Here is a 24,924-nt window from a genome sequence, read left to right on the forward strand (position 1 = left end):
ATCAGCGATGGTAGTACCCAGTTGCTGAAAGCTGACTGCTCATAGCTGACAGCTTTCAGCTTACAAGTAACTATCCGCCATATACACCTTCCCGCCATCTTCAGCCATCGTTACCGAATAGCTGAAACCAGGCTGCAAGGAATAAGCACCGTACTCACCGGCCTTATTGATGGCGATGAAGCCAACTTGAAAAGTTTTGGCCTTTTCGGGGTTGATTTTTACAATCCTTTCGATAGCGACTTTGCAGGCCTCTTTAGGCGATTTACCCATTCGCATCATCTCAACAATCAGTGCAGCTCCCGCTACCCGGATAACCTCTTCACCTTGGCCAGAACCCGTTACCGCACCCACTTCATTGTCTACAAACAAACCAGCACCAATGATGGGCGAATCGCCCACCCGGCCGTGGAGTTTGAAAGCCATGCCACTGGTGGTACAGGCACCGGAGAGATTACCCGCCGCATCCAGTGCAATGGTACCCATGGTATCGTGGTTGGGGCTACCGTCTTCAAACTTGTTGGGTGCAAAAGGCCCATTACCCTTGGTCTTCTTGGCGTTGATTTGCTGCTGCTCAATATTGATGATGGGCTTGTACTCTGATTTTTTTAGCCAGGCTTTGTAGGCTTTGTCGGCATCTTTCGACAATTTCCCCGATTCCTTCGGGAACCCATTGGCCAGAGCAAATTGCAAAGCCCCATCGCCCACCAACATCACGTGAGGCGTAGTCTCCATGACCTTTCTTGCAACTGAGATGGGATGTTTGATATAAGACAAGCCCGCAACTGAGCCACAATTGGATTTTTCATCCATAATGCAAGCATCTAAGGTGACGATGCCATCGCGATCGGGGTTTCCGCCTAAACCTACACAGCAGTTGATGCTGTCCTCGATGGAACGTGCCCCAGCCTCTACCGCATCCAGAGCTCGTCCGTTTTGTTCGCGCAGAATTTTCCAGGCTACAGCATTTACGGGCAGTCCACTGTCCCATGTAGATACTACGATGGGCTTGGTAGCAACTGGCATTTTACTTTTGGCCAGGATTTGGCTAAAGGAAACAAAAGGCAGTCCAAGTGCTGACCACCTCAAAAAATTTCTTCTGGTTTGCATTGGTTAATAGAGTTTTATGGTTCACAACTCGCGCTAAAAATCGGTGATTTTAAATACGTAGGCGTAGCTGTTAGGCACAAGTTTAGCAGTTTTTTCAGGAACCGCAATACTCGTTGTACCATTTTCAGCACTCCAACGCAAGGTATCCTTGCTACCGAGGAGATTGATGGTGGCCTTTTTTCCCAGTGTCAAATTTTTAATGTCGATTTTTGACGGTAAAGCCTCTCCTTCGTCGGCCCGGTAAATGGCATAGACGGTTTTGCCTTTATGGGTAAAAACCAATTTGCCCTGTGGGCCCAGGTCTTTGTCGCCCGTAGTTCCATAAATGGCTTCGGAATTGACATTCATCCAGTTGCCAATTTCCTTTAAACGATCATAAGCCTCGGGGTGGAAATCCCCTTGAGGACTTGGGGCGATGTTGAGCAGGAGGTTGCCATTTTTGGAGACCACATCAACCAGAATGTGAATCAGTTTGCGGGCAGGCTTGAAGTTTTCTTTGGGAATGTAACTCCAGGAATCGCCCATAGTCAGGCAAGTTTCCCAGGGAATCGGCATGTAATGGCTGGGAATTTGTTGCTCTGGCGTTACGTAATTTTCATAAGGGCCGGTCACAGTGCGGTCGACCACCAACAAACCCGGTTGATGGGTTCGCGCCATGGCCGCAATTTTGGGCATATCAATGTCCTGATCAAAAGGAATGGTTTTTTGCCAGGATACCGAAGTATCGATTGTACTGAAGGGACGCACCCAACCGCCATCAAGCCAAAGGATGTCCATTTTTCCGTAATCCCGCATCAGCTCTTCGATCTGGTTGTAGGTGAAGGTTTTGAACTTCTCCCACTTTTCAGGATATTTTTTAGGCGGATAGCTTGAATTGCGATCCTTTGGTGGAAAGTAGGGCCACCAATAATCAGGCGTGTGCCAATCGGGCTTGGAAAAGTAGGCTCCAATCATAAAATCCTGGTCGCGAAAAGATTTAAACACCTCTTTGGCAATGTTGGCTTTGGGGTTTTTGCCAAATGGACTATTCATCACGCTGTAATCGGTCTGCTTAGTATCAAACATGCAAAAACCATCGTGGTGTTTGGTGGTGAACACCAGGTATTTCATACCCGCTGCCTTGGCTGCAGTAGCCCATTTATCGGGATTAAAATCGGTAGGATTAAAAGTATTTTGCAGGTTTTCGTAAGCTTTTTTGTAGCCGTACCAATCATTGGCATAAGGACCACGGCGTTCGCACCAACCTTCATCCTCGGGGCAAAGGCTCCAACTTTCTACAATGCCCCATTGGCTGTAGGTGCCCCAATGCATCAGGAGGCCGAATTTTACCGTTTGCCATTGTTCCAGTTTTTGTTGCACCTGTGGGTCAGTAGGAGGGACGTACTTAGAATGGTTTTGTTCGGCGTGTTGTTGGGAAAATACAACTTGGCTAAATAGCAAAGCCAAGCTAAAAGTGAGCAGCTGTTTCATCAGGAATAAGTCAATTTTAAGCAAATGAAATCATCGCTGAAATTAGTACATTTTTAATTGATGCAAAAAAAAATGCACTGCGGGCAAGCAAAATGCTCTCGCAGTGCATGGATATGCAAATGGGATAGGGAATAAGAAGTTTGGGATTATCTGGCTATTGTAATTCCTCCGATGATGATTTTGTCACCAGGACGCATTACAACCTTTAGGGCTAAAGTAGTAGTGCCGTTGACAGGGTAGGCAGCTTTGGTAGAGAAACAGGTGGGTACCGTGGAGTTGAGATCAGTTCCATCGTCCACTTTTACCGCAGCAGCATTGGGGGTCATCATTTCAGTAAGGCGTACTTGAGAAATGTAGGAACCACCTGCTCCTTGAATTTGATAACAAACCACCAGTTTGCCAATCATCCCTGCATTCAGGCCATCCAGTGGAATATTGATCCATTGGAAGTCGTTTTCGCCAACTGGAACGTTGGTTGAAATTTCAAGGGCTGTACTTGGGCAGCAAAAAGCATTCACTTTTACCTTGTTGGAAGCAGGGCCATTGGGACCTACAGGAACAGCGCCCAATGGGCTGAAAAACTGCGTTTGAGCAGCTAAAAAAGTGGCACTGCAAGCCAATACAAACAAGAAAAAAAGCTTTTTCATTTCAACAGGTTTTTAGGTTAATGATTTGAGCAGTGGGATAAATCTGCATTCATACCTAAGTGTGTTGGGTCCGAAAAAGCGTTCCATCGAAATGAAAAAAAAACTGAAAATTTTATAAAAATTGTTGGTAGGCTTCAATTTTATGGGCCAAACGTTCTGCCATAAGTTCATCAGCCGGGGCCAAATGATCATAAATGACCTGGCCTTCGCTGCGATAAGCGGCAATTTTGCTTTTGTCCCAATAATAAGGCGGGTGGTAGAGGTTGGTGATGCGATCGGCCATTTTGACCATCCAGATTTCTTTGGGCTGGGCCTGAATGCGTTGAAGGCTGTCGAGCATCTGGTACTCTTTGGCGAGGTCTTTATTTTTGGTCAAGGCTAGTACACCCGCAGCTACGCTTGAACCAAAAGTATTGTTTAATGCTTCAAAATCAGTGGACGTATCCTCCAGCGTATCATGTAACAAGGCGCATTGCACCAAAAGGTCAGCGTTGTAACTTTCCGTAGAATGGGCTAAAACCCACATGACTTCCATAGCCACACTGCTGAGGTGGTTGATGTACTCGATTTGTTGTTCAGGAAGGCGCCCACCATAAGTTTGGCCGCTGTGTTGGAGGGTAACGAAGTGCCAGGCTTTGGCGTAAAGGTCGCGGTTCCAGGAGTTGGATGCTTGCATAGCTTTAGGATTGTTTGGGGTAAAATACGAAAAAGTTGAGAAGGTTGAGGAGTTGAGAAGTTGAGGCTACCGCAGCGACTTAGACAAGGAATCTGTCAAAATCACTGCGGTAGCCTCAACTTCTCAACCCCTCAACTTCTCAACTTTTTTAAATTATTAGAAAGGCAAAAAGCGAAAAGAGTACATATGTGCTCTGCCCCTGAGCTACACGCTGATGTTGCATTGGATTGGTCAGCGTGACGGGACTCGAACCCACGACCCCATCGTCCCTAACGAAGTAACTCTATTCTACGGCACTTTCCTATCATAAAAGCAGTAACAAACGTTTAGCGTGGTCTTGTTTTGGATCGAAGTAACGCTGAACTACGACATGCTTTTATTTCTCTTGGTTAAAAATAAACTGGCAAAAAGCGAAAAGAGTACATTATGTGCTCTACCGTTGAGCTACACGCTGGGATTAATCAGCGTGACGGGAGTCGAACCCGCTTCCCCATCGTTAATAGCGAAGTAACTCTATTCTACGGCACAGTTCATTTTTTCTGGGGGTTAACCTTAATTGCTACCAGAGGCAAACCATTTTTCGCCTGCCCCTGGTAGAGGTTTACAGTTTACAATTCAATGTTGTTGATGACTTCGATGGCCTGTTGACCACGTTCCAAAGCCGCCAAAACATCGAAAATTTTATCAGACCAACCTGCGATCAGGTACACACCCTGATCTTGTTTCAGATCAATTGGTGTTGTTCCCAACCCGGCCAGGTCAAACAGGTACAATTTTGCGTTTGGTGCTACCGTTTCGCGGTATTGCTGCCATTCCTTGGCGATGTGGTAATCATGGCCGGTCGACCACATTTGGACATCAGTGAAAATCATCACTTTATCAACTACCTCGCGGCGATTGATCAAGTCACGAATCACCAAATAGCCATTGGTGGAATAACCCACTTCTCCTTCACGGCGGTAAAATTCCTGCACATTGGCTAGGATGTTTTTGGTCGATACGTTGATGATTTTCCAGGTGTTGCCGAACATACCCGTTTGGACATAACGGCACTTGGACTGCAACAACATCCCCAGCATCAAACCAATGTCATAGTACAAAATTTTACTTTTTGCCGAGATTGGTTGCTGCATCGATCCCGATACATCACAAGCAATCAGCACGCTGGTATCGGTTCCAAAACCACGCAAGTTCGCTACGCTGGCTTTTACTGCCAGTTCCAAAGCTGCCAAGGCTGAGGAAGTGTATTTACTTTTTATCAACAACAATTCGCGGTAAGCAGCCAGGAAGCGGAAAGGCAATTGTTTGGCCTTGGCCACCTGCACGGTGTCGGACAAAGTTGAACAAACCTGTTCAAAATGATACGCCGATACTTCAGCTTCGATGATATTGCGCAAGTTGCGCAGCAAAGCCATATAACCCACTTTTCCACTTTTGATCAGCTCTTCCCATTTTTGGCGGAAGGCAGCCTGTTTTTGCTTTTCGTTTGCGAATTGGGTTTGACCCAATGCCGACAACTCGGTTTCCCAGGTATAAGGCACCGCCAATTCGCCGTTAGCGATTTGGTCGAAGATCAATTGCTGTGCTTCGTCTTTGGCTTTTGGGTGGGTCAAAAACAAGGCATCGCGCAATTTGACTTCGGCGCTGTTGCGGTTGTATTTTCCAAACTGGTAGGCATCAAATTTATTGAATGCTTGCGCCAAGCCTTTTTGTACTTGTTTGGACAAGCGGTTCAATTTTTTGTTTCCTATCCGCTCATTGGCCAATTGGTAATAAGCCAACAGTTCAGTTATTTCATCGGCGCGCTGAACAACCCGTGCAATCGTTTTGCTCACCAGGTTCAAGCCATATCCTTCGTATCGTTTGGCCAATTCAACCACCAAAACCAAGGGAACGTTCCGCAAATACATGCTTTCACGGGCATAAACGGCCAATTTTGCTACGAACTCTGGATCTACCTGCGCAACCAATTCGCGGATGCGCTCGATTCGTTTTCCAGTTTTTTCATAAAATTGGTCACTTAAAGCTGCGGTCACCACAGTACTGTACAATTCCAACTCGGGACTCATTTTCCAAGCCTTTGCCCCTTCGTGGTTGGTGGTCAGGTTTTGATTTTTGGTTTTTCGATTGAATAACATGATAAAAGGCTTTGGATTAAATAATGAATTTCTAGCGTTGTTCGCTTTTGATGACACAAAGTTGGAAGGCTACTGCGCAATCTTTTTGCGTAGTAAAAAAATAGGCTGTATTTTTGTGAAAAAAATTTTCAAAAAATTTCTATCACTTTGATTTTTAATTTTTTAGCGTAAAAAATAATTATGCCCGTAAACCGCAATGCCCTGATTCGGTACAAAACCATTGACGCCTGTTTGCGCAGGCGGAACCGCAAATGGACCCTCGAAGACCTTGAGGAAGCCTGCTCTGATGCCTTGTATGAATACGAAGGTATCCGCAAAGGAGTCAGCCGACGATCCATTCAATTGGACCTGCAAATGATGCGTTCTGAAAAACTGGGCTACAACGCGCCCATTGTTGTAGTCGACAAAAAATACTACACTTACGAAGACCCTGACTACAGCATCGCCAATATCCCTTTGACCCAACAAGACTTGGGCACCCTCAACGAGGTGGTGACCATTCTTCGACAATTCAAGGGGTTTACCCATTTTCGAGAGGTGGACGACATGGTCAACCGCTTACAGCATAAGATTCAAATGGTGAAAACCCAGGAACGAGCCTTGATCGATTTTGAAAAAAATGAACTGCTCCAAGGGTTGGAGCATCTAGAAGGTTTGTATGCCGCGATTACCGCAAAACGACCATTAACCTTAACTTATCAGTCTTTTAAATCGAAGAGAGATCAGGTATTTACGCTGCATCCTCACTTTTTGAAAGAATACCGCAACCGCTGGTTTGTCATTGGCCTGCGGGATGAACAAGAAAAGCCGCAGATTTTTGCCCTGGATCGGATTCAAACTTTTGAAACCAATGATCATACTTCCTTTCGTTGGGACCAGGATTTGGATGCCGAATGGTTAAAGGACACCATTGGAGTGTCCAAAACGAGTGGGCAGCAAAAGATGTTGGTGAAGTTTCGGGTCAGTAAGGATCAAGCTCCTTATGTATTGACCAAACCCTTCCATCACTCACAACAACTGTTGGAGCAGTCCGAAGATGGCAGTGCTATTTTTACCATTGAAGTAATTCACAACCTGGAATTGGAGCGAGAATTTCTGGGCTTTGGGCAAGATATTGAGGTGTTGGAACCACGCTTGCTGCGCAAAAGAATTAGCAAGCGATTAGAATGGGCTCGGGCTTTGTATCAGGATAAACCCCTTACTCAGTAGGATTGATCATCAAGTTAGAGAAGGACTGAATTAAGGTTTTTACCTCGTTTAAAGTATCTGAATTGGTAATCACCCCCTCCGCGTTGATTTTGGTTTTGATAAAGGGGATCAATAATTTGCTTTCCTCTATCATTTTGGCTTCAATCACCATCAAGGTCTCCAATAGTGCAAGGTGTCCTTTTTGACCAACCGAAGAGGCGGTAATCAAGGCAGTAGGTTTTTGGTGAAACTCCATGGAAGACACCGTCCAATCGATGGCATTTTTGAGGCTACCCGGTACCCCCATGGCGTATTCCGGGGTACAAATCAGAATGCCGTCCGCTGCTTTTAATTGATTGCGAAAGGCAGTGACTTCAGGTGCAGGGCTTTCCGTGTCCAAATCGGGATTGAAATGTGGAAGTTTGGCTAAGCCGGTAAATATATCAACTTCAAATAGGCCTTTAGCCAATTCTGCAAAGGCTTTGATCAGGTTTAAATTGCTGGACTGAGCGCGGGTACTGCCGCAGATGGCGAGTACAGTTTTGGAAGTAGGCATGGTATTTTTACTTAAAACAGCTTAGGATCTAATTGGCCTTAGCATCCTCTCGTCGCTTCAATTCATTGCTGACTTTAGTCCGCATCATATTTACGGGCAAGGATGTGGTGATGAGTGCCACCATAACTACCACCAGCACGGTATTTACTTTACCGGTGGAGACAGAATAAAGCATCGCTGCGATGTAAACGATGAAGGCCCCAATGTATATGCCTGAAATGGTTTTATACGTCTTTGCTAACTTTTCCAATTCAGCAGTCGTTTGTTCTTCAATTGGCTTGGCCATGATTTTGGGTTGAAAAGTGAATAATTCTTGAGGCCAAAATACATATACTTGCTTATAAGGTGAAGTAAAAATTCACCTGATAGGCAAAATTGCGCCGTTCATTTTCGAGGCTATAGGGCCCCCAGCGGTAAAAAGCACCTACGCCGGCGCTGAACTTGGCCGCTTTCAGGATAGGAATCAACAACAAATTTCGCAAATAAAGGCCGGTTTCGTAAAAACCTTTGTCCAGGGTTTTGAAGTCAAGTCCTTGATGGGCCTCAGGATTCATCAAATCGCCCCAGGCGATGTTTTGGGCCAGGGCAATTTCAGGTTGGCTGTATTTGGAATTGATTTTAAGCAACAGTTTACCAAAGTTGTGTTCAAAAAAGAGATAGGCAAACCGATCTCCGGCAAACTCATACAAGCCCATCGTTTGAAACACGTGGTAGCTAAAAATGGGCGAACCCGCATCACGCCGTACGCCGGGCGCATTGAACAAGTAAGGGTAGGGGACATTGCCCAACATCATTCCACCCATAATGCGGTACACAGTGCGACCCAAGGACTTAGAGGTGTTTTGGCCTTCCATGCTCAGGATCAGGCGCGTGTAATTGATCGGGTCGGGCACACCCGTGATTCTACCCTGGGCCACCTGAAAGTCGAATACAGGATAGGTAAAATAATAGATCGTTTCGGTGATGCCGTCTTTGTGCAACCATTCCTTGGGGGCAAAACGCAGATTAAAACCTACTTCCTGCATTTGGAAAGTGCCTTTGGACACACTTTCATCTTGCACAAAAGAGTAGGGATAAGTGGTTTGTCGACTCTCGCGCCGCCAATATGGATTGAGTTGCAGGTGTGCACTGGGGCGGTAAAACAACTCGGCGCGGAAAGACTCAATGCTGTCCATCCGATTGCGAATCCAGTTGCGGGGTACAATGCGGCCGAGCAGTGGCGTTTGGTCCGAAAGGATGTTAAATGACCCTGGCTCGTTGACATCTCGACGATAGGACAAACGCATGCGTAAGTCCTTGTTTTGGCTCAACAACACCTCCGTGCGTAGTCCATATTTCCAGGCTTCATCCTTGAGGCCATAAGCCACATAACCACGTAGTTGTAGCCAGGACCAATCTTTAAAATTACTGCGGAGCGCCAAACCTACACGATAACCCTCATACCCATTTAACCCTATCACATCGCGCAGGGGGATTTCAAACTGGCCAATCGGCAGCATTCCGGTGTAATAGGCTTTGGCAGTATTGCCCAATGCTTTAAAAAGATTGCGTGGCCCCTTCAATTCGGGGATAGAATCCCACATGGAATAGGAATTTTGCTCTCGCTGACTAAGAGTATCCAAGCGTAACGCTTTCCATTCTTCATCACTCAAGCGTTTGGCGTCAACTTCCTGTTCGCGGGTGGCGTAGTTGAACACACTGGCCGGAATATCTTCATTCACCCTCGGGTTTTTGACCTGGGTGCGGTTGCGGATTTGTAGTTCAAAAGTACTGCCCTCATTCCCAACTGGCATATTTAGCTCGGTTTGTAGGATTTCCGGAAACCAAAACTTGCCGTTGAACTTGTATTGTTGCTGTACCCTAAACTGGATGTTCAGACTGGTATCGGCTGGGCTGGCAATCACATTCTCCATTGCGTACCCATTGGAATTGATGTGGAGCACACCGCGCAAGCCATCAAAGTTTTTCCCTTTGAAAGGTTGGTAAAAAATAACAAAGGTGCTGTCTTCCCCCTGATAGATAGTGTCCCGAATCTGGAAATCGTAGCGGTTGAAGGTGCCGTCGCTGATGGGGTTGACAAAGTTCAAACTGGCCAGGGTCAGAGACATTACTTCTTTGTAAAAACCAAAGGGCTGGAAATCGCTGGCCGCAAAACCCATGGAAAAATCACCCGGCAAGGAGGACTTACTGGCGATGATGCGCTCTTTATCCTGGGTTGGTTCTTTGTGGAATACCTCCACTACCGACTCTTTCACCCAGAGGTACATTTTGTTCAGGAGCGCATCGCTAATGATGGAGTCACGGCGAATGGCCTCCGGCGAGCGTTGTTTAGGTTTTTCACTTTTCTCTTTTTTGTCTTTTTTGAGTGATTCTTTAAATTGCCGAAAATCCGCTACGGTAAAGGATGATTTGTTGTAGGAGGTGTATTGGTAGGTTTTGTATTCTTCGGGATTGTTTTGCGGACGATTCGCTAACACTTTGCGGATGATGCCCCAGGCGGGATTTTCTTTGGGGCGAATGGTAACTTCGGGCAAACTCAGCACATCTTCACTTAATGAGATCAACAAAAAAGAACCCGCATCCTTAAGTGGCACTTCTTTGGTGCTGTATCCGACATAACTGATGACCAAAATACCGGTGCTAGGTGCGGTGATGGTGAAATTTCCATCGAGGTCGGTGGTGGTACCCTGGGTATTGCCTTTGATACCTACACTGACAAAAGCCAATGCTTCCAGACTTTTGGCATCCTGAATTTTGCCAACGAAGGTTTTATTTTGCCCCTCCAGATTATACAGAGAAGCTACAAAAATTACTAAGGTGCTAAAAATGTGGACATACTTTCTCCACACAATCATATTCAACTCCAATCTCATTGCAATTCTTTTAGATCCAGTTCAAATAGGGTGTTCCGGGGTAACACGTAGAACAAATACGAAACAAACCAGGATTAAGACGCACAAAGGTCAAAATTGGTTGTCTAAATTCAATTTAAATTGCTGTTCGAGTTGAAAAAGGAGGTAACTGATGTATTGATCTTCGACTATTTGGCGGTTAATGCGCCAAACATTGTCTTTAACTTGTGGAAATTCCAAGGTACGGCGTATAGGCAAACGGCTGAAGTGATTTTTCAAATGCACCCCACGCGGAGGCGTATTTTTTTGCTCACTCACTTTTACCTCACCAATAAATTGCTCTTTGCGTTGAATGTTGTGCCATTTTTGGACTCCTTCTTCACCACTAAAAAACAATTGCACTGCCGGGCCATTGATTTTAAGGATTAAGCCAACCAATCGATCGTTGTACTCAGTAGTGAATTGAGATAAATCTTCCTGTTCGACAAAAAGATACTGTTCGGCCGGTTTACCTTCTTCATTCAGACCAAAATACAAAGATTCCCGGAACCATACTTCCGTGTAAGCCACTTCGAAGTTTTTTTCAGCGCAGATTACGGCATAGATTGGCCGCATTTTTTCGCAAGCATCGCCATAAATACTCAGGTAAGCAGTATTCGTCGAAGGGTTGGCCTGCTGATAAATCTCAATTTTGAGGCGGAAAAACTTCTCTTCCCATTGGTCCACCTGTTCCAGTTCTTCTTCGCTGGTACTTCCGCCCAATACCGCCAAACACAAGCGTTGCTCCAGGCTCTCGACTTCGCTCACCAAACTTTCCACCTTGTCCCGAATTTCGATTAGCTGCATTTTGCGAATTTCAGCTTGGGCAGAATACGCTGGATCTTTGCCCTCTTGCTCCTTGTTTTCTTCCTCCAAATCATCATATTCCTGCAACAACAAGGTATACAAATGGCTTTCTTTAAAAGCAATAGCGGAAGCCCGCAGGGCAGAAACCTGATCGGCTGCATCCTGGAGGTTGAACTCATCGAGTAACTCTTCCAATGGGGTAGGTTCCGGATCTACTTCGACCTTCACCTTTCCCTGGCTGCTTTTAACCCGGACCTTGAGTTTATCCGTAGGGTCGTGTAAGTTCAGTTGGTTGGCCAATGGCAAGGCAATCAGTTCCCGGATGGCGCGCTGCAATTGGCGCCCCCCGTACTTGGGATGAAAACCTTCTTCGGCCAGTTTTTCAAGGGCATTGTCCTGAATACTCAATTCCAATTTCCGATAACGAACCCCGTCCCGGTTTTTGAACTGCTCTAATTCCCGGGTAACAATGGCGCGGATGAGGTCTTTATCCAAAGATTGAAAAGCAATGATTTGATCGATCCGGTTGACCAATTCAGGCCGGAAATACCGGCGAATGGCTTCCTGGTACAACTCCTGGGTAGATCGATTGGAATTGCCAAAGCCTAATTTTGGGCGTGTTGAATCGGCTCCCAGGTTGGTGGTCATGATGATGATGGCACTGCAAAAATCAGCTACCCGTCCCCGATTGTCACTGAGACGGCCTTCTCCCAGCAATTGCAACAGGAGGTCGAAAAAGTTAGAATGGGCCTTTTCAATTTCGTCAAAAAGCAGCACCGAAAAAGGTTGTTTGCGAATTGCTGAGGTGAGTAAACCTTCTACATTTCCGGCTCCGGCCAAACGCAATAGGGCGCTCGGGTTACCGTATTCACTCATGTCGAAGCGTACCATGCGGTCTTTGTCGCCAAACATAAAAGTGGTGAGTACCTTGGCCAACTCGGTTTTTCCTACTCCCGTCGGGCCTGCAAACAGAAAGGTAGCAATTGGTTTATCCGTACGGGCCAAGGCGGTTTTGATGGCCACCATGGCGTCCACTACGGCATCTACTGCCATGTTTTGCCCAAAAACCTGATGGTTAAAAAAACTGCGCACCTCAGTTGGTACCAGTGGGATAGCTGGATCTACGATCATGGGCGGCATGCCGCTTTCCGCACAAAAATAACGGATAACCTCATTGCGGTCGATGATGGTAAAATCATCTGGCACCCCTTGGACTTTGGTCATTCGCAGGGTCATGCCTTCCAAAAAACGGATGGGTTTGCCCGGCATACCGGCGTAAGGCATAAAGCGGCGATGCAAACGAATCACTTCGCTTACAGCTTCCTCTGCAATGAGTACATTGGCCTGTTCCGATAGGCCTTTTACTTTGTCCAGGATGATTTGTTCCATGTGTTCACCCCGGGGCTCCTGCATCTGCAATACCTGGAAATAAGCGGGGTAACCCGGAGAATTGAGTTCGATGCGGGCAAACTGGTCACCACTACACTCGGCAATCATGCGGATTTGGCCCTGGCTGAGGTAGGGGATTAAAAAGTCGGCAATACTGGAATCATTGCCTTCATATTGGCCAACTTCAAATAAATCCATCAGGTTGCGGAGATAGAGCACATGGGGTGTATTGGCGATCTCCTTGAGCAATTCAGACAAATTGAATTCCCAGCCGCGATCCTGTGATAGTTCTTTGATCAAGGTGGAAGCGGTCGTCTCCCAAATGTGCAATTCACCCGGATTTTGTAACTCCAATTGGCGGGCAGCTTCCCAGATCAGGGCAGTTTTACCTACTCCTGACGGACCGACCAGGAGCAAATTATTGGGGTACCCACCTTTTAAAATGCGTAGGACTTGATTGAGCTCTTTTTCGCACCCATAACTCTCCTGTCGGGTAATATTGAGCTTGTTGGCTACTTTGTCTAGCCAAACAAATTGGCCTAATTCTTTGGTGGGGCGTTTTTCTCCAGGGTCGAGCGCTTCAAGGTTGATTTCTTTTTGAATCAACTCCACTCCTTTGTACCAAATGGTGGAAATAATGTCTTGTACAGAAAACAAACGTTCATGCCGCCGAAAGTCGATGCGTACCAATTCCCGCAGGTTTTCTTCTAAATCTTCGGATTGGGTAGTGGAGGTCTCCAGGCCCAGTGCGGGTAAAATGGCCCGCCAGGCATGTTCCTGTTGTTGGAAAAAATAATCAAAACTAAGGGTAAAGGCTGGAGTACCTGCACCAGTTGCTCCAGCGGGAAATTCTACCTCCAGGCTAGCTGCATAATAAGTGCTTGGCCGCAGCAAATCCATCAAAGGTAAAAGGGGAGTGCGATTGTACAATTGCTCCTGTAAGGCATGTTGGTATTCCTCGGCAACCTCGCTCAAGGTTTTGCCCAAACGAATTGCTTGAGCGTCAGTCATAGGATTCAGCAAGCTGATGTTGTTGCTGAAATTGAGGCGAAAGGCGAAAAATGGGATGGAGATGGGTAAGGCCATGAAATGGGGTGTGGGTTAGTGTGTGTTGTGTGGGTGTGAAGGGCGTTGCCCGAAAGATGGTTTTCCATCCGCACGAATCAACGCCCTTCAACTTATCTATCAAACGAATTAAATCACCACAGATTTGCCCGGCATAGCAATGGGATAAAATCCATCCTTGTCTGGCAATACTTTTGGTAAGGCATCCCAGGCCAATTTGTCGGGGAACAAACTGATGTTGGAATTCAAAGCTTTGTCCCACTCCACAACCTGACCAGAATAAGTAGCCATCCGGCCCAGGATCGCGGTCATGGTTGCTTTGGCACCATTTTCGGCATCGGCAAATTTGTATTCACCTTTGGCAATGGCTGCAAACAATACATCATGCTCAACTTGATATGGATCTGGATCGTCTTTGCCGCTGATGCGCATGATGGTTTTGCCCGAATGATCCTGGATGATACCGGGTTTTGGTGCCTTGCCTTTAGTGCCTACAAAGGCCTCGGTTACCTTACTTGGTGTACCTGGCTGGTGGCGGCACTGGCTGTACATCATTGAGCCATCGGCATATTCGTACTCTACAAAGTGGTGGTCAAAAATCTCTCCATATTCCTTGCCCGTACGTACCTGGCGGCCACCCATTCCGGAAGCTCTTACTGGATAACCTTTTTTCACCCAGTTGCCTACGTCCAGGTTGTGGATGTGTTGCTCTACGATATGGTCACCACAAAGCCAGTTGAAGTAGTACCAGTTGCGCATTTGGTACTCCATCTCGGTTTGTTTTTCTTCGCGCTTTCTCACCCAAACACCTTCGTTGTTCCAATATACGCTGCTCATGGTAATGTCACCAATGGCACCTTCGTGCAGTTTTTCAACCCACTGCTGGTAAACGTTTTCATAGTGGCGTTGCAAACCAACCACCACGTTGAGTTTTTTCTGCTTGGCAATCTCTGCTGCTTCCAAAACTTTACGAACCCCAACGGCATCTGTGGCCACTGGCTTTTCCATAAAGATTTGTTTGCCAGCGGCAACTGCTGCGACAAAGTGATCGGGGCGGAAACCCGGAGGACTGGCCAAAATAACTACGTCACAAAGAGGAATGACCTTTTTATAGGCATCAAAACCGACAAAACGGTGCTCCTTGGGCACATCCAGCCTTTCCGCTTTTTGCTTGGATGCCATTGCTTTTTCGATCTGCTTATAGCTGCTCTCCAGCCGATCAGAGAAAGCGTCGCCCATAGCGACGATTTTTACGTTTTGAGTAGTAGAGAGGGCTTGTACTGCTGCACCTGTACCCCGGCCACCACAGCCAATCACACCAATTTTAATGGCATCATCAACACTGTTGAATGCCTTGGCGCTGAGTAATTCAGGTACTAGGAGCAAACCTCCAGTAACCGCTGCCGAAGTCCTTACGAAGCGGCGGCGATCGAAACCCGTCTTTTTGTTTTTTGTGCTCATGCTGTATAGCGATTGATGTTTATAATTTTAGTAAAAATAGGAAAATTGAAGTGTTAAGGTGTTGAGAAATAGAGAAAGTCGACCATTGGAGTCGCCAAGCTCCTCAAAACCACTTAGAGACCTTTCAACTAATCCACAATTGCTTCTTTAAAATAGGCCTCTACCTCGGCCGCTGTAGGTTGTTTGATCGGACGTACCAATCGGAAACCCAGCCAGGACGAATCAGTATTCCACCAGCGGCTTCTGGGAATTTGCGGATCCCGTTTTTGCAAGCTGGCCAAGGATTTTACCCGTTTGGAGCAGGAGCAATCTTCAGGATTGTCGTCGAAGGAGCCTCCTCTGATGGTATGGGGATATTTGGCGCTTGGTTTGAACCAGGGATTCTTGGGATTTTTGCTGCTTTCGCCAAAATAGTCGTCTACATAAGCATCTGCAGTCCATTCGGCTACATTGCCGAGCATATCAAAAAGGCCCCAAGCATTGGCTTTTTTCTGACCAGTTGGGTGGTATTTTTCGGTGCTGTTGTCGTAGTGCCAGGCGTAATCGCCCAAATTACTTTCCGTTACCCCTTCTGGTTCTGGCCCTTTTGACCCCGCACGGCAAGCGTACTCCCATTCTGCTTCAGTGGGCAAACGGTAAAATTGCCCGGTTTTTTGGTACAACCACTGGCAATAACGCAGGGCACCTTGTTGGGTCATCGCAACGGCTGGCACCCCACCTAAAGTACCCATTCCCCAGGTGTAATCCATGTATTGGGGGGTAGGACGGGTAACCGCATCGGCACTGTATTTGCCGTCTTTCCAGTTGCTACTGTTGTTGTCGTTTCTGCGGTATTGGAACTGGATAAACTCGTCGTAAGTGACTTCTCGAGTACCAATCCAGAAGGCATCTAACTGGATATCCAGGCTTTTGCCATCAGCAGACTGGATACTGAGCTGCCCGGCTGGGATGTAACTCAGACTAAACTCTGCCTTACCACCCGGAATGGTGACTTTGCTGATCTCGCCGACCTTTTGGGCTTGTAAAGCTTGAAACAAACCGAGGCTGGCTAAAAAAAGGAAACAATTTTTCATAGTAATGTAGGATAGAATTTACAGAGAACAGAAAGCTTAGACTTTATATTCAGAAAGTCTGGATATCTGGCTGCTAAAAACGGACAAAAAATGGAAAATAGTGCCATTAGTTACCAGCTATTTTTGGCATTTAGTTAAAAAACAATGCACCTTGCTTAACAACTTTACTGATTTTTCGCGTTAATGCGATAGAAATGCTGATTTCGCGCTTCATAAATTTATTTTGCTAATATTGCAAGGAATTTGATCTCTTAGCCATCATGAACAGAACCTTTACCTTTTTCTTTACGTGGGTTGTGCTCTGTGCATTTACTCATTTGTATGCACAATCTTCTAGCAACAAGGATTTTTTTGATCCACAATCCATTCAGGAAATCAACCTTACTTTCAAAGCCAACAACTGGCGTTTCTTGCTGGATTCACTCCGTTTTAATGGTGATAAAATGCTGGCCGCTGATTTGAAAGTGAATGGTGCTTCGCTCGGGCGCGTAGGTGTACGCATCCGTGAAAGTGGAGGTTTTCAACCCGGAAACCAGCGCAATAACCTGCACATTCAACTGGATTATGCTTCGGCCAATCAACAGTTGCAAGGCTACCGCACCATCCGATTGTCAAGTGCGCTGCGGGATCCAAGTATGGTCCGCGAAGTATTGGCCACGGACATTGCCCGCAAATTTATGCCTACTCCCAAGGCCAATTATGCAAATGTGACGGTAAATGGCCAATATTATGGCCTGATGGTCAACCTTGAGCCATTTGAAGCACCATTTTTTGAGCGTTATTTTGAATCCAGTGCGGGTAGTTTTTATTACTGCCCAGCCATTCGAAAAGATACGCTTGTCAAATCGGGTTGTCTAAACGGTGGTTTTGGTACCCTGCAATTGGAAAAATCGGAATCTTGTTATGGCGACAACTTTGTGGTCGTGCAAGGTGCAGGTTTGCGGGATTTGGCCGAATTGTCACGGGTACTCAATCAGGCACCTGCCCAAATTGAATCCATTCTAGACGTAGACCGTACCCTATGGATGTTGGCCTTCAACAACGTTTTGGTCAATCTCTACAGCTATAGTGGTGGCAAAAGCACGGGTTACTACTTGTACAGGGATGCAGATGGCCGCTTTACGCCCCTGATTGGCGACTATAATTTCACCTTTGGTTCTTACAAATACACGGGTAGGGGTTCAGACTTGAACCTTTTGCAGTTGCAACAAATGGACCCTATGCTGAATGCGGACAATCCGCTGAAGCCCTTGGTCAACAAATTATTGAGCAATCCTTATTACACCAAAGTATACTTGGCACATTTGCGTTCTATCCTCTTTGCTGAATTGCTGACCGGGAGCTATGAAACCAAAGCAAAGCAATGGCAAGAACTGATCAAACCTTCCTTGCTGAACGATGCCAATAAGGCTTATTCGGGTACAGATTTTGAACGCAGTTTGATCGCCACCATTGGCCGTACCATCCAGGTGCCAGGCATAGTTGAATTGATGAATGAAAGGGTACGTTTTCTTAAGCGGCATCCTGCATTGGCCGTATTGCCTCCTATGATTTCGGAGGTAAAAGCCAGACACCGCGATAAATATGCCGCCAATGCCATGGAGGACTTCCAGATCAATGCTAAAATCGGAGAGTTTGCCAACAAGGTTACGGTATTTTACCGTTTCAGCCCCAGAGAAGCATTCAAGTCTGCAATGATGTCCGACGATGGTCAGCACCAGGATGAAAAGGCAGGAGACTTCATCTACGGGGTAAGTCTGAAAGCTGGAGGCAGTCGCATCGAATACTACATTCAAGCTGAAAATGTAAAAGCCATCGCTTATTCACCCGAACGCTACATGTTCGAGCGGCACGCCGCTACTTTGGAAGAAATCAACAAATAACATGAGGTTTAATCTAACGCTGCTGGTTCTGTGGGTATTGGTGCCCTATTGTATCCATGCCCAGGACATTTATGATCCCAAAAAACTGGTGGAGATCAAACTCTACTTCAAAAATCCTAAGTGGAAACTAACCATGGATTCATTGAAGGACGAGAAACAGGAAGAACGCCTGGTGGCCGATATGGTGCTTAACGGGGTAAAATACCCTGGGGTGGGGGTGCGCTACAAAGGCAATAGTTCCTATGCCAATGTACGTAAAAGTGGACAGGTGAAATTGCCACTCAACATCAAGGTGAACCATACCGATCGCCTGAAAAAATTGCCAGGCGGATACACAACCTTGAAATTGTCCAATGGGTTTCGCGATCCCAGCATGGTGCGTGAGGTGTTGGCTTATGAAATTGCCCGAAACTATATGCCGGCACCCAAAGCCAACTTTGCCAAGGTGTATGTCAACGATGAATTACTGGGCGTTTATACCAATGCAGAGTCCATTGACGGGCCTTTTTTAGACCGCTTTTTTGGCGACCACGATGGATCCACCATCAAAGCTGACCCAAACTGGACCATGTCCAAACCTCCCAAATGCCCGGAAGGGGATAAGTGCTCACTCAATTACCTAGGTGAAGATACCTTGTGTTATCGTTACCTCTACGAATACAGTTCACCACAGGCAGCACAAGACTTGATCAAATTGACCCGCACTTTGCAGGACAAACCTACCGATATCCCCCAAATGATGGACGTGGATCAGGCATTGTGGCTATTGGCATTCAACAATGTGATGCTTAATTTGGATAGCTACATTGGCGCTTTTTCCCAAAATTATTACCTCTACCTCGATTCACTTGGTGGCTTTCATCCGGTAATTTGGGATTTAAACCTCGCCTTCGGAGGCTTTCGCCTGATGAATGGAGCTAAAAGGTTGACCAATGATGAGATGAAGAACCTGCATCTGTTTGTGCATTATAAGGAGTCAAATGCAAAAAGACCCCTGGTGACCAAATTGCTGGCCAATAACCTTTACCGCAAAATGTACCTGGCTCATTGTCGAACCATTTATCGCGACTATCTGGAGAATGGCTTGTATTTACAACGAGCGAAGGAGTGGCAAACTTTTATTGCCCCCCACCTGAAAGAAGACAAGTACAAGCTATACTCTGAAAAATCTTTTACAAACGCATTGACCGAATCTTTTGATGCCAGTGGTGAATCGGTGCCAGGGATCCAACCTTTGATGGATGGCCGCCGGGACGCGCTGAAGGCAGTCCCTTACCTATTTGTTGAAGAGGCTGTGGTGAGCAAGGTCCAACACCAAAAAACGGGGAATAAACTCAAAATCAATATCCAGGCAACGGGTGCCCAACAAGTTTGGGTCTTTTGGCGCAAGGGAAATGTAGGCATTTTTAAAGAACAAGCTGCCAATAAAACGGCAGATGGAGTATACGAACTGGAATTGGAAGCAGGAATACAATATTATGTAGTAGCCGAAGGTGAGCGTTCGGCTACGGTATCACCGGTGAAAGCTGGAATGGAATTGTACAAGGGGTAATAAAAAATAAGTGCTCCTTTTGCCAAAGGATTAGATGAGTGAATGCTTAAATTTATGGGCCTTATCTAATCCTTTGGCGCAATAAAAATTTGCATTGATTTTTGCCCCTCTATCAAAGCAATGTAGATTTTCAATCAAAAAACCTAGCCAATCTAAACCCAATTCCCTACATTTGTTTAGATCAGTGTTTTTGCTCAAATCGCTGCTAAACCGCCCCCGATGAATAGTATTGTTACTCAGCGCTTTATTCAGTGCCATCACCAGCTTAAGCAAGAAAATCGAGTGCGTTCCAGTCGGCAATTTGCACAATCGCTGGACTATTTACCGCAAAGTTTAAGCGAAATATTAAAAGGGCGGCGAGATGTAACCATTGAATTGTTGCGGAAGGCGGTTGAGGTTTATCAGGTGAATCCCATTTTTTTGTACACCGGAGAAGGCGAGATGTTTTTAAAACCGGGAGAAGACAAAGAATTGCGGATCCTCACCATTGTCACTGACCAGCAAAATGACGAACGTATCTTGCACATACCTTGCTCAGCGCAGCCGGAATACGCGCAAGAAATTGGAAATCCTGTTTTTATTCAATCATTGCCGTCGTATTCCCTGCCCGCCTTAAACAATAATGCCCCTCAACGTTCTTTTGACATTAATGGAGACCACATGGTACCTACTTTTTTTGAGGGGGATAAAGTTGTGTGCACCTTTATTGAGCCAAGCCAATGGGAACAAGGTATTAAAAACCAGCACGTCTATGTGGTGGTTTCGAAGGAAGCGCTTGTGGTCAACCGAGTACACAATGATTTAAAAAACAATAAACATTTGACTTTATACTCCGACAACACCTTCTACGAGGCATTTAATATACACTTGTCTGACATTCAGGAAGTTTGGCAAGTGCATACCCACATCAGTCCATTTTTACCAGCACGGCATCACCATCAGTCTCCTGTGCAGGAAGATGTCAAAGCGCTACGCCAGATGATTGGTGAGCAGCATCAAATGATTCAAAATTTGCACAATACCATTGAAAAACTAGTAAATCCGTAAAATATGAGAAAGAAAAAAATCAAAGGTAAGGTAGTCTATCTCGAGTTAGAGGGTGGGATTTGGGGGATCGTAGACGACAAAGGTGGGGACTGGCTACCAGTCAATATGCCCTTTGAACTCATGAAAGACGGCTTGGTTGTTGAAGTTGAAGCTCATAAAGTAAGTGATTTTCTGTCGGGAGGAATGTGGGGTACCCCCATCGAAATCTCCGATTTTCGAATTTTGCCATCGTAAATTAATCTGGAATTATTCCAGCCTAGTGGCAAAAATGCACTAATTTTCCGCCCTAACCAGATTACTCACCAAATAGTTTAGGAGTTCAGAAGTTTAGAAGTTGAGGCTATCGCAGTCATTTTGACAATGATATTGTCTACATCGCTGCGATAGCCTCAACCCTTCAACTTCTCAACTCCTAAACTTTCTTGATCAATTGCTAGCAAACTAACAAGCAATGCCGAATATTTCACAGCGGGCTCACAACGTCCCGTTATCACCCATCCGCAAGCTAGCAGGCTCTGCGGAACGTGCCAAGGCCAAAGGGCGGCACGTGTATCACCTCAACATTGGCCAACCGGATATCGCAACTCCAGAAGCGGCGATGGCGCGTTTGCGTGAGGTGGATATTAAGGTACTGGAATATAGCCCAACGGAAGGTTGGGCGAGCACCCGAGCGGCATTTGCGGCGGCAATGAAAAAATTTGACGTACACATCACCAAAGACGAGGTCATGGTGACCACGGGTGCCTCGGAAGGGAATCAGTTGTTGTTTTTTTCCTGTTTCGATAAAGGGGATGAAGTCATCATTCCGGAGCCTTTTTACGCCAATTACAATGGTTTTGCGCAGATTGCCGATGTGGTGGTACGTCCAGTGACAAGCACCATTGAAACGGGTTTTGCCATGCCGCAGATTCAGGATTTTGAACGGGTAATTAACAGCCGTACCCGCGCCATTTTCCTGAATAACCCTAGTAATCCTACAGGGGCTTTTTATCCCCGTGAATTGCTTGAACAACTGGCGCTATTGGTCAAACAATACGATCTGTACCTGATTGTGGATGAAGTCTACCGCGATTTTTGCTACGATGGACAAGAGTTCTTTTCGGTTTTACGGCTGGAAGGACTCGAAGACAATGTGATCGTATTGGATTCAATTTCTAAAAAATTCAGTGCTTGTGGTGCCAGGATTGGTACCATCATCACCCGCAATCCTGATGTGATGCAGGCAGTGAGCAATTACGGCAAACTGCGCCTGAGCCCACCTGCATTTGGACAATGGTTGTCGGAATTCCTCTGTGAGCTGGATGACGACTACATGGACAATGTCCGCGAGGAATACCACCGCCGTCGGGATTTGGTGTACGAACGCCTGACCAAGATGTCAGGTGTAGTATCCTACAAACCAGGGGGTGCCTTTTATTGTTTTGCCAAATTCCCGGTAGAAAATGCCGATCATTTCTGCCAATGGATGTTGGAAGAGTTTGAATACAATGGGGCTACGGTTATGCTGGCTCCAGGTGAAGCATTTTACGCCACCCCTGGTCTAGGAGTTGACGAGGTTCGGATCGCGTATGTGCTCAATACCACTGCCTTGAATGCTGCAATGGATTGTTTGGAGCAGGCACTTGCTGTCTATCCGTACAAAAAAGTGCGGGATATGGCGGTAATAGGATAATACCATTTTTTGCTATTCGAAAAGGGGCCGCTAATTTCTTTGATTTTAGCAGCCCTTTTTAGTTGGCAACAGATTGAATTTTTTATGCCATTTTGACCTGCAACTCAAACTGGAGTCACCAATTTGTCCGAAAAAAGATTCTTGCCGCCCTGCTGCCTGCCCAAATGTCAGTTCCCTTACTGCCAGCCCTCTTTTGGCACATCCCTTGCTAACAGAAAACCGTAAACAAGAATTTCAGGGCCAGATCGAATACTACAATTTGCGAAAAGGCTCTTCATAAAAATCATAAAGTACAAGAACATGGGAAAAATTATCGGAATTGACCTTGGTACCACTAACTCTTGTGTGGCGGTAATGGAAGGGAACGAACCGGTGGTAATTCCGAACGATGAAGGTCGGCGGACTACGCCATCCGTTGTTGGTTTTCAGGACAACGGAGAACGTAAAATTGGTGACCCTGCCAAACGCCAGGCCATTACGAACCCTAAGCGCACAATTGCTTCCATCAAGCGCTTCATGGGTCGTCGCGCTTCGGAAGTACAAGGCGAAATGAGCCGCGTTGCCTACACTGTTGCCAAAGGTGACAACGACACCTTGCGTGTCGACATCGACGGCCGCATGTATACGCCCCAGGAAATTTCTGCAATGGTACTGCAGAAAATGAAAAAAGTAGCTGAGGATTACCTCGGCCAGGAAGTAACTGAAGCGGTAGTTACCGTTCCTGCCTACTTCAATGACTCGCAACGTCAGGCAACCAAAGAAGCAGGTGAAATTGCTGGCCTCAAAATCAGCCGGATCATCAACGAGCCTACGGCAGCTGCTTTGGCTTATGGCCTCGACAAGCGCAATAAAGACATGACCATCGCAGTATATGACCTGGGTGGTGGTACCTTCGATATCTCTATTCTGGAAATGGGCGAAGGTTTGTTTGAAGTAAAATCTACCAATGGTGATACTCACTTGGGTGGTGACGACTTCGACGGCGTGATCATCGATTGGTTGGCTGAATTGTTCAAACAACAAGAAAACATCGATTTGCGCAAAGACCCTATGGCTTTGCAGCGTTTGAAAGACGCAGCTGAAAAAGCAAAAATCGATTTGTCTTCTTCAACTGAAACGGACATTACTCTGCCATATATCACCGCTGTAGACGGTGTGCCTAAGCACTTGACCACCAAGTTGACCCGCGCACAGTTCGAAAAGATGATCGATGTACTGGTACAACGTTCTCTGGATCCATGCCGTAAGGCTTTGCAGGATGCTGGTTTGACCAAAAACGACATCGATGAGGTCATCCTTGTTGGTGGTTCTACCCGTATCCCTCGCATCCAACAGGCGGTGGAAGAATTCTTTGGCAAAAAACCAAATAAAGGGGTTAACCCGGATGAGGTTGTAGCCATTGGTGCTTCTATCCAGGGTGGTGTATTGAGCGGCGACGTGAAAGACGTTCTTTTGCTCGACGTAACGCCACTGTCACTGGGTATCGAAACCATGGGTAACATGTACGATGTGGTCATCGAGTCCAACACCACGATTCCTACCAAGAAATCTAAAGTGTACTCTACTGCTTCGGACAACCAACCAAGTGTAGAAATCCACGTACTGCAAGGAGAGCGCCCGATGGCTAAAGACAACCGCACAGTTGGTCGCTTTATCCTCGGTGACATTCCACCCGCTCCACGTGGGGTACCACAAATCGAAGTGATTTTCGACATTGACGCCAACGGTATCCTGAGTGTAACCGCTCGGGACAAAGGGACAGGCAAAGAGCAAAGTGTTCGTATTGAAGCCTCTACTGGTCTTGACCAGAAAGAAATCGATCGGATGCGCGCTGAGGCTGCTGCCAATGCCGATACCGACCGCAAGGCTCGCGAACGTGCTGAAAAGTTGAATCAAGCCGATGGATTGATCTTCAACACTGAAAAACAGCTCAAAGAATACGGTGACAAGATTCCAGCTGATAAAAAAGCTGCCATTGAGTCAGCCCTCAGCGAACTCAATGAAGCCCACAAAGCTCAGGATCTGGATGCCATCGACAATGCTTCGCAGAACCTGAACAATGCATGGCAGGCTGCTAGCCAGGATTTGTACCAGGCTGCCAATGAAGCCGGTGTAGATGACAATGCACCAAATGCCAATGAAGCAGGAGGTTCCAGCAGCAAGTCTGGTGCTGACGATGTGACCGATGTTGAATACGAAGAAGTAGACAAGAAATAATACTCGTAGGGGCAATCCTACGTGATTGCCCTTTCACACAATAAATATTGTAATGGTAACCCTTTCGGTTGCCATTTTTTTTGGA

At 46.3% G+C, this 24,924-nt stretch carries 18 protein-coding genes; 7 read left to right on the top strand and 11 right to left on the bottom strand.

Annotated elements, in window-relative coordinates; all coding sequences use genetic code 11:
- Positions 1-60 precede the first annotated feature (60 nt).
- The 5 genes from ACO08K_RS21935 to ACO08K_RS21955 all read right to left on the bottom strand — a co-directional run bounded on the left by ACO08K_RS21935 (position 61) and on the right by ACO08K_RS21955 (position 6,038).
- Entirely contained in the window at positions 61-1,107 is a 1,047-nt protein-coding gene (locus ACO08K_RS21935) for an isoaspartyl peptidase/L-asparaginase family protein (protein WP_421798609.1), read from the bottom strand.
- A gap of 33 nt (positions 1,108-1,140) precedes the next feature.
- Positions 1,141-2,577 carry an alpha-L-fucosidase gene (locus tag ACO08K_RS21940; protein ID WP_421798610.1) on the bottom strand — a complete coding sequence of 479 codons (1,437 nt, stop codon included), beginning with the start codon at positions 2,575-2,577 and terminating at the stop codon, positions 1,141-1,143.
- Positions 2,578-2,723: 146 nt separating this feature from the next.
- On the bottom strand, positions 2,724-3,224 hold the full coding sequence (locus tag ACO08K_RS21945) for a hypothetical protein (RefSeq protein WP_421798611.1): 501 nt from the start codon (positions 3,222-3,224) through the stop codon (positions 2,724-2,726).
- 112 nt (positions 3,225-3,336) lie between these two features.
- On the bottom strand, positions 3,337-3,900 hold the full coding sequence (locus tag ACO08K_RS21950; protein WP_421798612.1) for an HD domain-containing protein: 564 nt from the start codon (positions 3,898-3,900) through the stop codon (positions 3,337-3,339).
- 608 nt (positions 3,901-4,508) lie between these two features.
- Positions 4,509-6,038, bottom strand: coding sequence for a TROVE domain-containing protein (locus ACO08K_RS21955; RefSeq protein WP_421798613.1), 1,530 nt, complete (start codon positions 6,036-6,038; stop codon positions 4,509-4,511).
- A 180-nt stretch (positions 6,039-6,218) separates the two neighbouring features.
- Between ACO08K_RS21955 and ACO08K_RS21960 the strand changes: the two genes are divergently transcribed.
- Positions 6,219-7,247 (top strand): helix-turn-helix transcriptional regulator, encoded by a 1,029-nt coding sequence (locus tag ACO08K_RS21960; protein WP_421798614.1) that lies wholly within the window; start codon positions 6,219-6,221, stop codon positions 7,245-7,247.
- On the opposite strand, the gene ACO08K_RS21965 is transcribed toward ACO08K_RS21960, so the two are convergent.
- The 6 genes from ACO08K_RS21965 to ACO08K_RS21990 form a co-directional block, all read right to left on the bottom strand.
- On the bottom strand, positions 7,237-7,782 hold the full coding sequence (locus tag ACO08K_RS21965) for an NADPH-dependent FMN reductase (protein WP_421798615.1): 546 nt from the start codon (positions 7,780-7,782) through the stop codon (positions 7,237-7,239). The two genes, ACO08K_RS21960 and ACO08K_RS21965, sit on opposite strands and share 11 nt — an antisense overlap.
- 28 nt (positions 7,783-7,810) lie before the next feature.
- Positions 7,811-8,068: a hypothetical protein gene (locus ACO08K_RS21970; protein ID WP_421798616.1), complete on the bottom strand. Its 258-nt coding sequence runs from the start codon at positions 8,066-8,068 to the stop codon at positions 7,811-7,813.
- 52 nt (positions 8,069-8,120) lie between these two features.
- The gene (locus tag ACO08K_RS21975) at positions 8,121-10,655 is read right to left on the bottom strand and encodes a DUF5686 family protein (protein ID WP_421798617.1); all 2,535 of its coding nucleotides are present in this window, start codon (positions 10,653-10,655) and stop codon (positions 8,121-8,123) included.
- A 90-nt stretch (positions 10,656-10,745) separates the two neighbouring features.
- Complete coding sequence (locus tag ACO08K_RS21980; RefSeq protein WP_421798618.1) at positions 10,746-13,955, bottom strand: AAA family ATPase; 3,210 nt, start codon at positions 13,953-13,955, stop codon at positions 10,746-10,748.
- A 108-nt stretch (positions 13,956-14,063) separates the two neighbouring features.
- Complete coding sequence (locus ACO08K_RS21985; protein WP_421798619.1) at positions 14,064-15,395, bottom strand: Gfo/Idh/MocA family protein; 1,332 nt, start codon at positions 15,393-15,395, stop codon at positions 14,064-14,066.
- A gap of 128 nt (positions 15,396-15,523) precedes the next feature.
- Positions 15,524-16,468, bottom strand: coding sequence for a formylglycine-generating enzyme family protein (locus tag ACO08K_RS21990; protein WP_421798620.1), 945 nt, complete (start codon positions 16,466-16,468; stop codon positions 15,524-15,526).
- Between the two features lie 260 nt (positions 16,469-16,728).
- Between ACO08K_RS21990 and ACO08K_RS21995 the strand changes: the two genes are divergently transcribed.
- The 6 genes from ACO08K_RS21995 to dnaK all read left to right on the top strand — a co-directional run bounded on the left by ACO08K_RS21995 (position 16,729) and on the right by dnaK (position 24,839).
- Entirely contained in the window at positions 16,729-18,351 is a 1,623-nt protein-coding gene (locus tag ACO08K_RS21995; protein ID WP_421798621.1) for a CotH kinase family protein, read from the top strand.
- 1 nt (position 18,352) lies between these two features.
- Positions 18,353-19,903, top strand: coding sequence for a CotH kinase family protein (locus ACO08K_RS22000; protein WP_421798622.1), 1,551 nt, complete (start codon positions 18,353-18,355; stop codon positions 19,901-19,903).
- A 219-nt stretch (positions 19,904-20,122) separates the two neighbouring features.
- On the top strand, positions 20,123-20,950 hold the full coding sequence (locus ACO08K_RS22005) for a LexA family transcriptional regulator (protein WP_421798623.1): 828 nt from the start codon (positions 20,123-20,125) through the stop codon (positions 20,948-20,950).
- A 3-nt stretch (positions 20,951-20,953) separates the two neighbouring features.
- Positions 20,954-21,184, top strand: a complete 231-nt coding sequence (locus tag ACO08K_RS22010; protein ID WP_421798625.1) for a hypothetical protein — start codon at positions 20,954-20,956, stop codon at positions 21,182-21,184.
- Between the two features lie 217 nt (positions 21,185-21,401).
- Positions 21,402-22,622, top strand: a complete 1,221-nt coding sequence (locus tag ACO08K_RS22015) for a pyridoxal phosphate-dependent aminotransferase (protein ID WP_421798626.1) — start codon at positions 21,402-21,404, stop codon at positions 22,620-22,622.
- A gap of 300 nt (positions 22,623-22,922) precedes the next feature.
- On the top strand, positions 22,923-24,839 hold the full coding sequence (gene dnaK, locus ACO08K_RS22020; RefSeq protein WP_421798627.1) for a molecular chaperone DnaK: 1,917 nt from the start codon (positions 22,923-22,925) through the stop codon (positions 24,837-24,839).
- The last annotated feature ends 85 nt before the right edge of the window (positions 24,840-24,924 follow it).

It is taken from the genome of Haliscomenobacter sp., assembly GCF_965225875.1.
Lineage (GTDB): Bacteria > Bacteroidota > Bacteroidia > Chitinophagales > Saprospiraceae > Haliscomenobacter.

Bases quoted from the DNA above. Each gene is read 5' to 3' on its own strand.
- ACO08K_RS21935 (WP_421798609.1), bottom strand. From the start codon at position 1,107: ATGCAAACCAGAAGAAATTTTTTGAGGTGGTCAGCACTTGGACTGCCT.
- ACO08K_RS21940 (WP_421798610.1), bottom strand. From the start codon at position 2,577: ATGAAACAGCTGCTCACTTTTAGCTTGGCTTTGCTATTTAGCCAAGTT.
- ACO08K_RS21945 (WP_421798611.1), bottom strand. From the start codon at position 3,224: ATGAAAAAGCTTTTTTTCTTGTTTGTATTGGCTTGCAGTGCCACTTTT.
- ACO08K_RS21950 (WP_421798612.1), bottom strand. From the start codon at position 3,900: ATGCAAGCATCCAACTCCTGGAACCGCGACCTTTACGCCAAAGCCTGG.
- ACO08K_RS21955 (WP_421798613.1), bottom strand. From the start codon at position 6,038: ATGTTATTCAATCGAAAAACCAAAAATCAAAACCTGACCACCAACCAC.
- ACO08K_RS21960 (WP_421798614.1), top strand. From the start codon at position 6,219: ATGCCCGTAAACCGCAATGCCCTGATTCGGTACAAAACCATTGACGCC.
- ACO08K_RS21965 (WP_421798615.1), bottom strand. From the start codon at position 7,782: ATGCCTACTTCCAAAACTGTACTCGCCATCTGCGGCAGTACCCGCGCT.
- ACO08K_RS21970 (WP_421798616.1), bottom strand. From the start codon at position 8,068: ATGGCCAAGCCAATTGAAGAACAAACGACTGCTGAATTGGAAAAGTTA.
- ACO08K_RS21975 (WP_421798617.1), bottom strand. From the start codon at position 10,655: ATGAGATTGGAGTTGAATATGATTGTGTGGAGAAAGTATGTCCACATT.
- ACO08K_RS21980 (WP_421798618.1), bottom strand. From the start codon at position 13,955: ATGGCCTTACCCATCTCCATCCCATTTTTCGCCTTTCGCCTCAATTTC.
- ACO08K_RS21985 (WP_421798619.1), bottom strand. From the start codon at position 15,395: ATGAGCACAAAAAACAAAAAGACGGGTTTCGATCGCCGCCGCTTCGTA.
- ACO08K_RS21990 (WP_421798620.1), bottom strand. From the start codon at position 16,468: ATGAAAAATTGTTTCCTTTTTTTAGCCAGCCTCGGTTTGTTTCAAGCT.
- ACO08K_RS21995 (WP_421798621.1), top strand. From the start codon at position 16,729: ATGAACAGAACCTTTACCTTTTTCTTTACGTGGGTTGTGCTCTGTGCA.
- ACO08K_RS22000 (WP_421798622.1), top strand. From the start codon at position 18,353: ATGAGGTTTAATCTAACGCTGCTGGTTCTGTGGGTATTGGTGCCCTAT.
- ACO08K_RS22005 (WP_421798623.1), top strand. From the start codon at position 20,123: ATGAATAGTATTGTTACTCAGCGCTTTATTCAGTGCCATCACCAGCTT.
- ACO08K_RS22010 (WP_421798625.1), top strand. From the start codon at position 20,954: ATGAGAAAGAAAAAAATCAAAGGTAAGGTAGTCTATCTCGAGTTAGAG.
- ACO08K_RS22015 (WP_421798626.1), top strand. From the start codon at position 21,402: ATGCCGAATATTTCACAGCGGGCTCACAACGTCCCGTTATCACCCATC.
- dnaK (WP_421798627.1), top strand. From the start codon at position 22,923: ATGGGAAAAATTATCGGAATTGACCTTGGTACCACTAACTCTTGTGTG.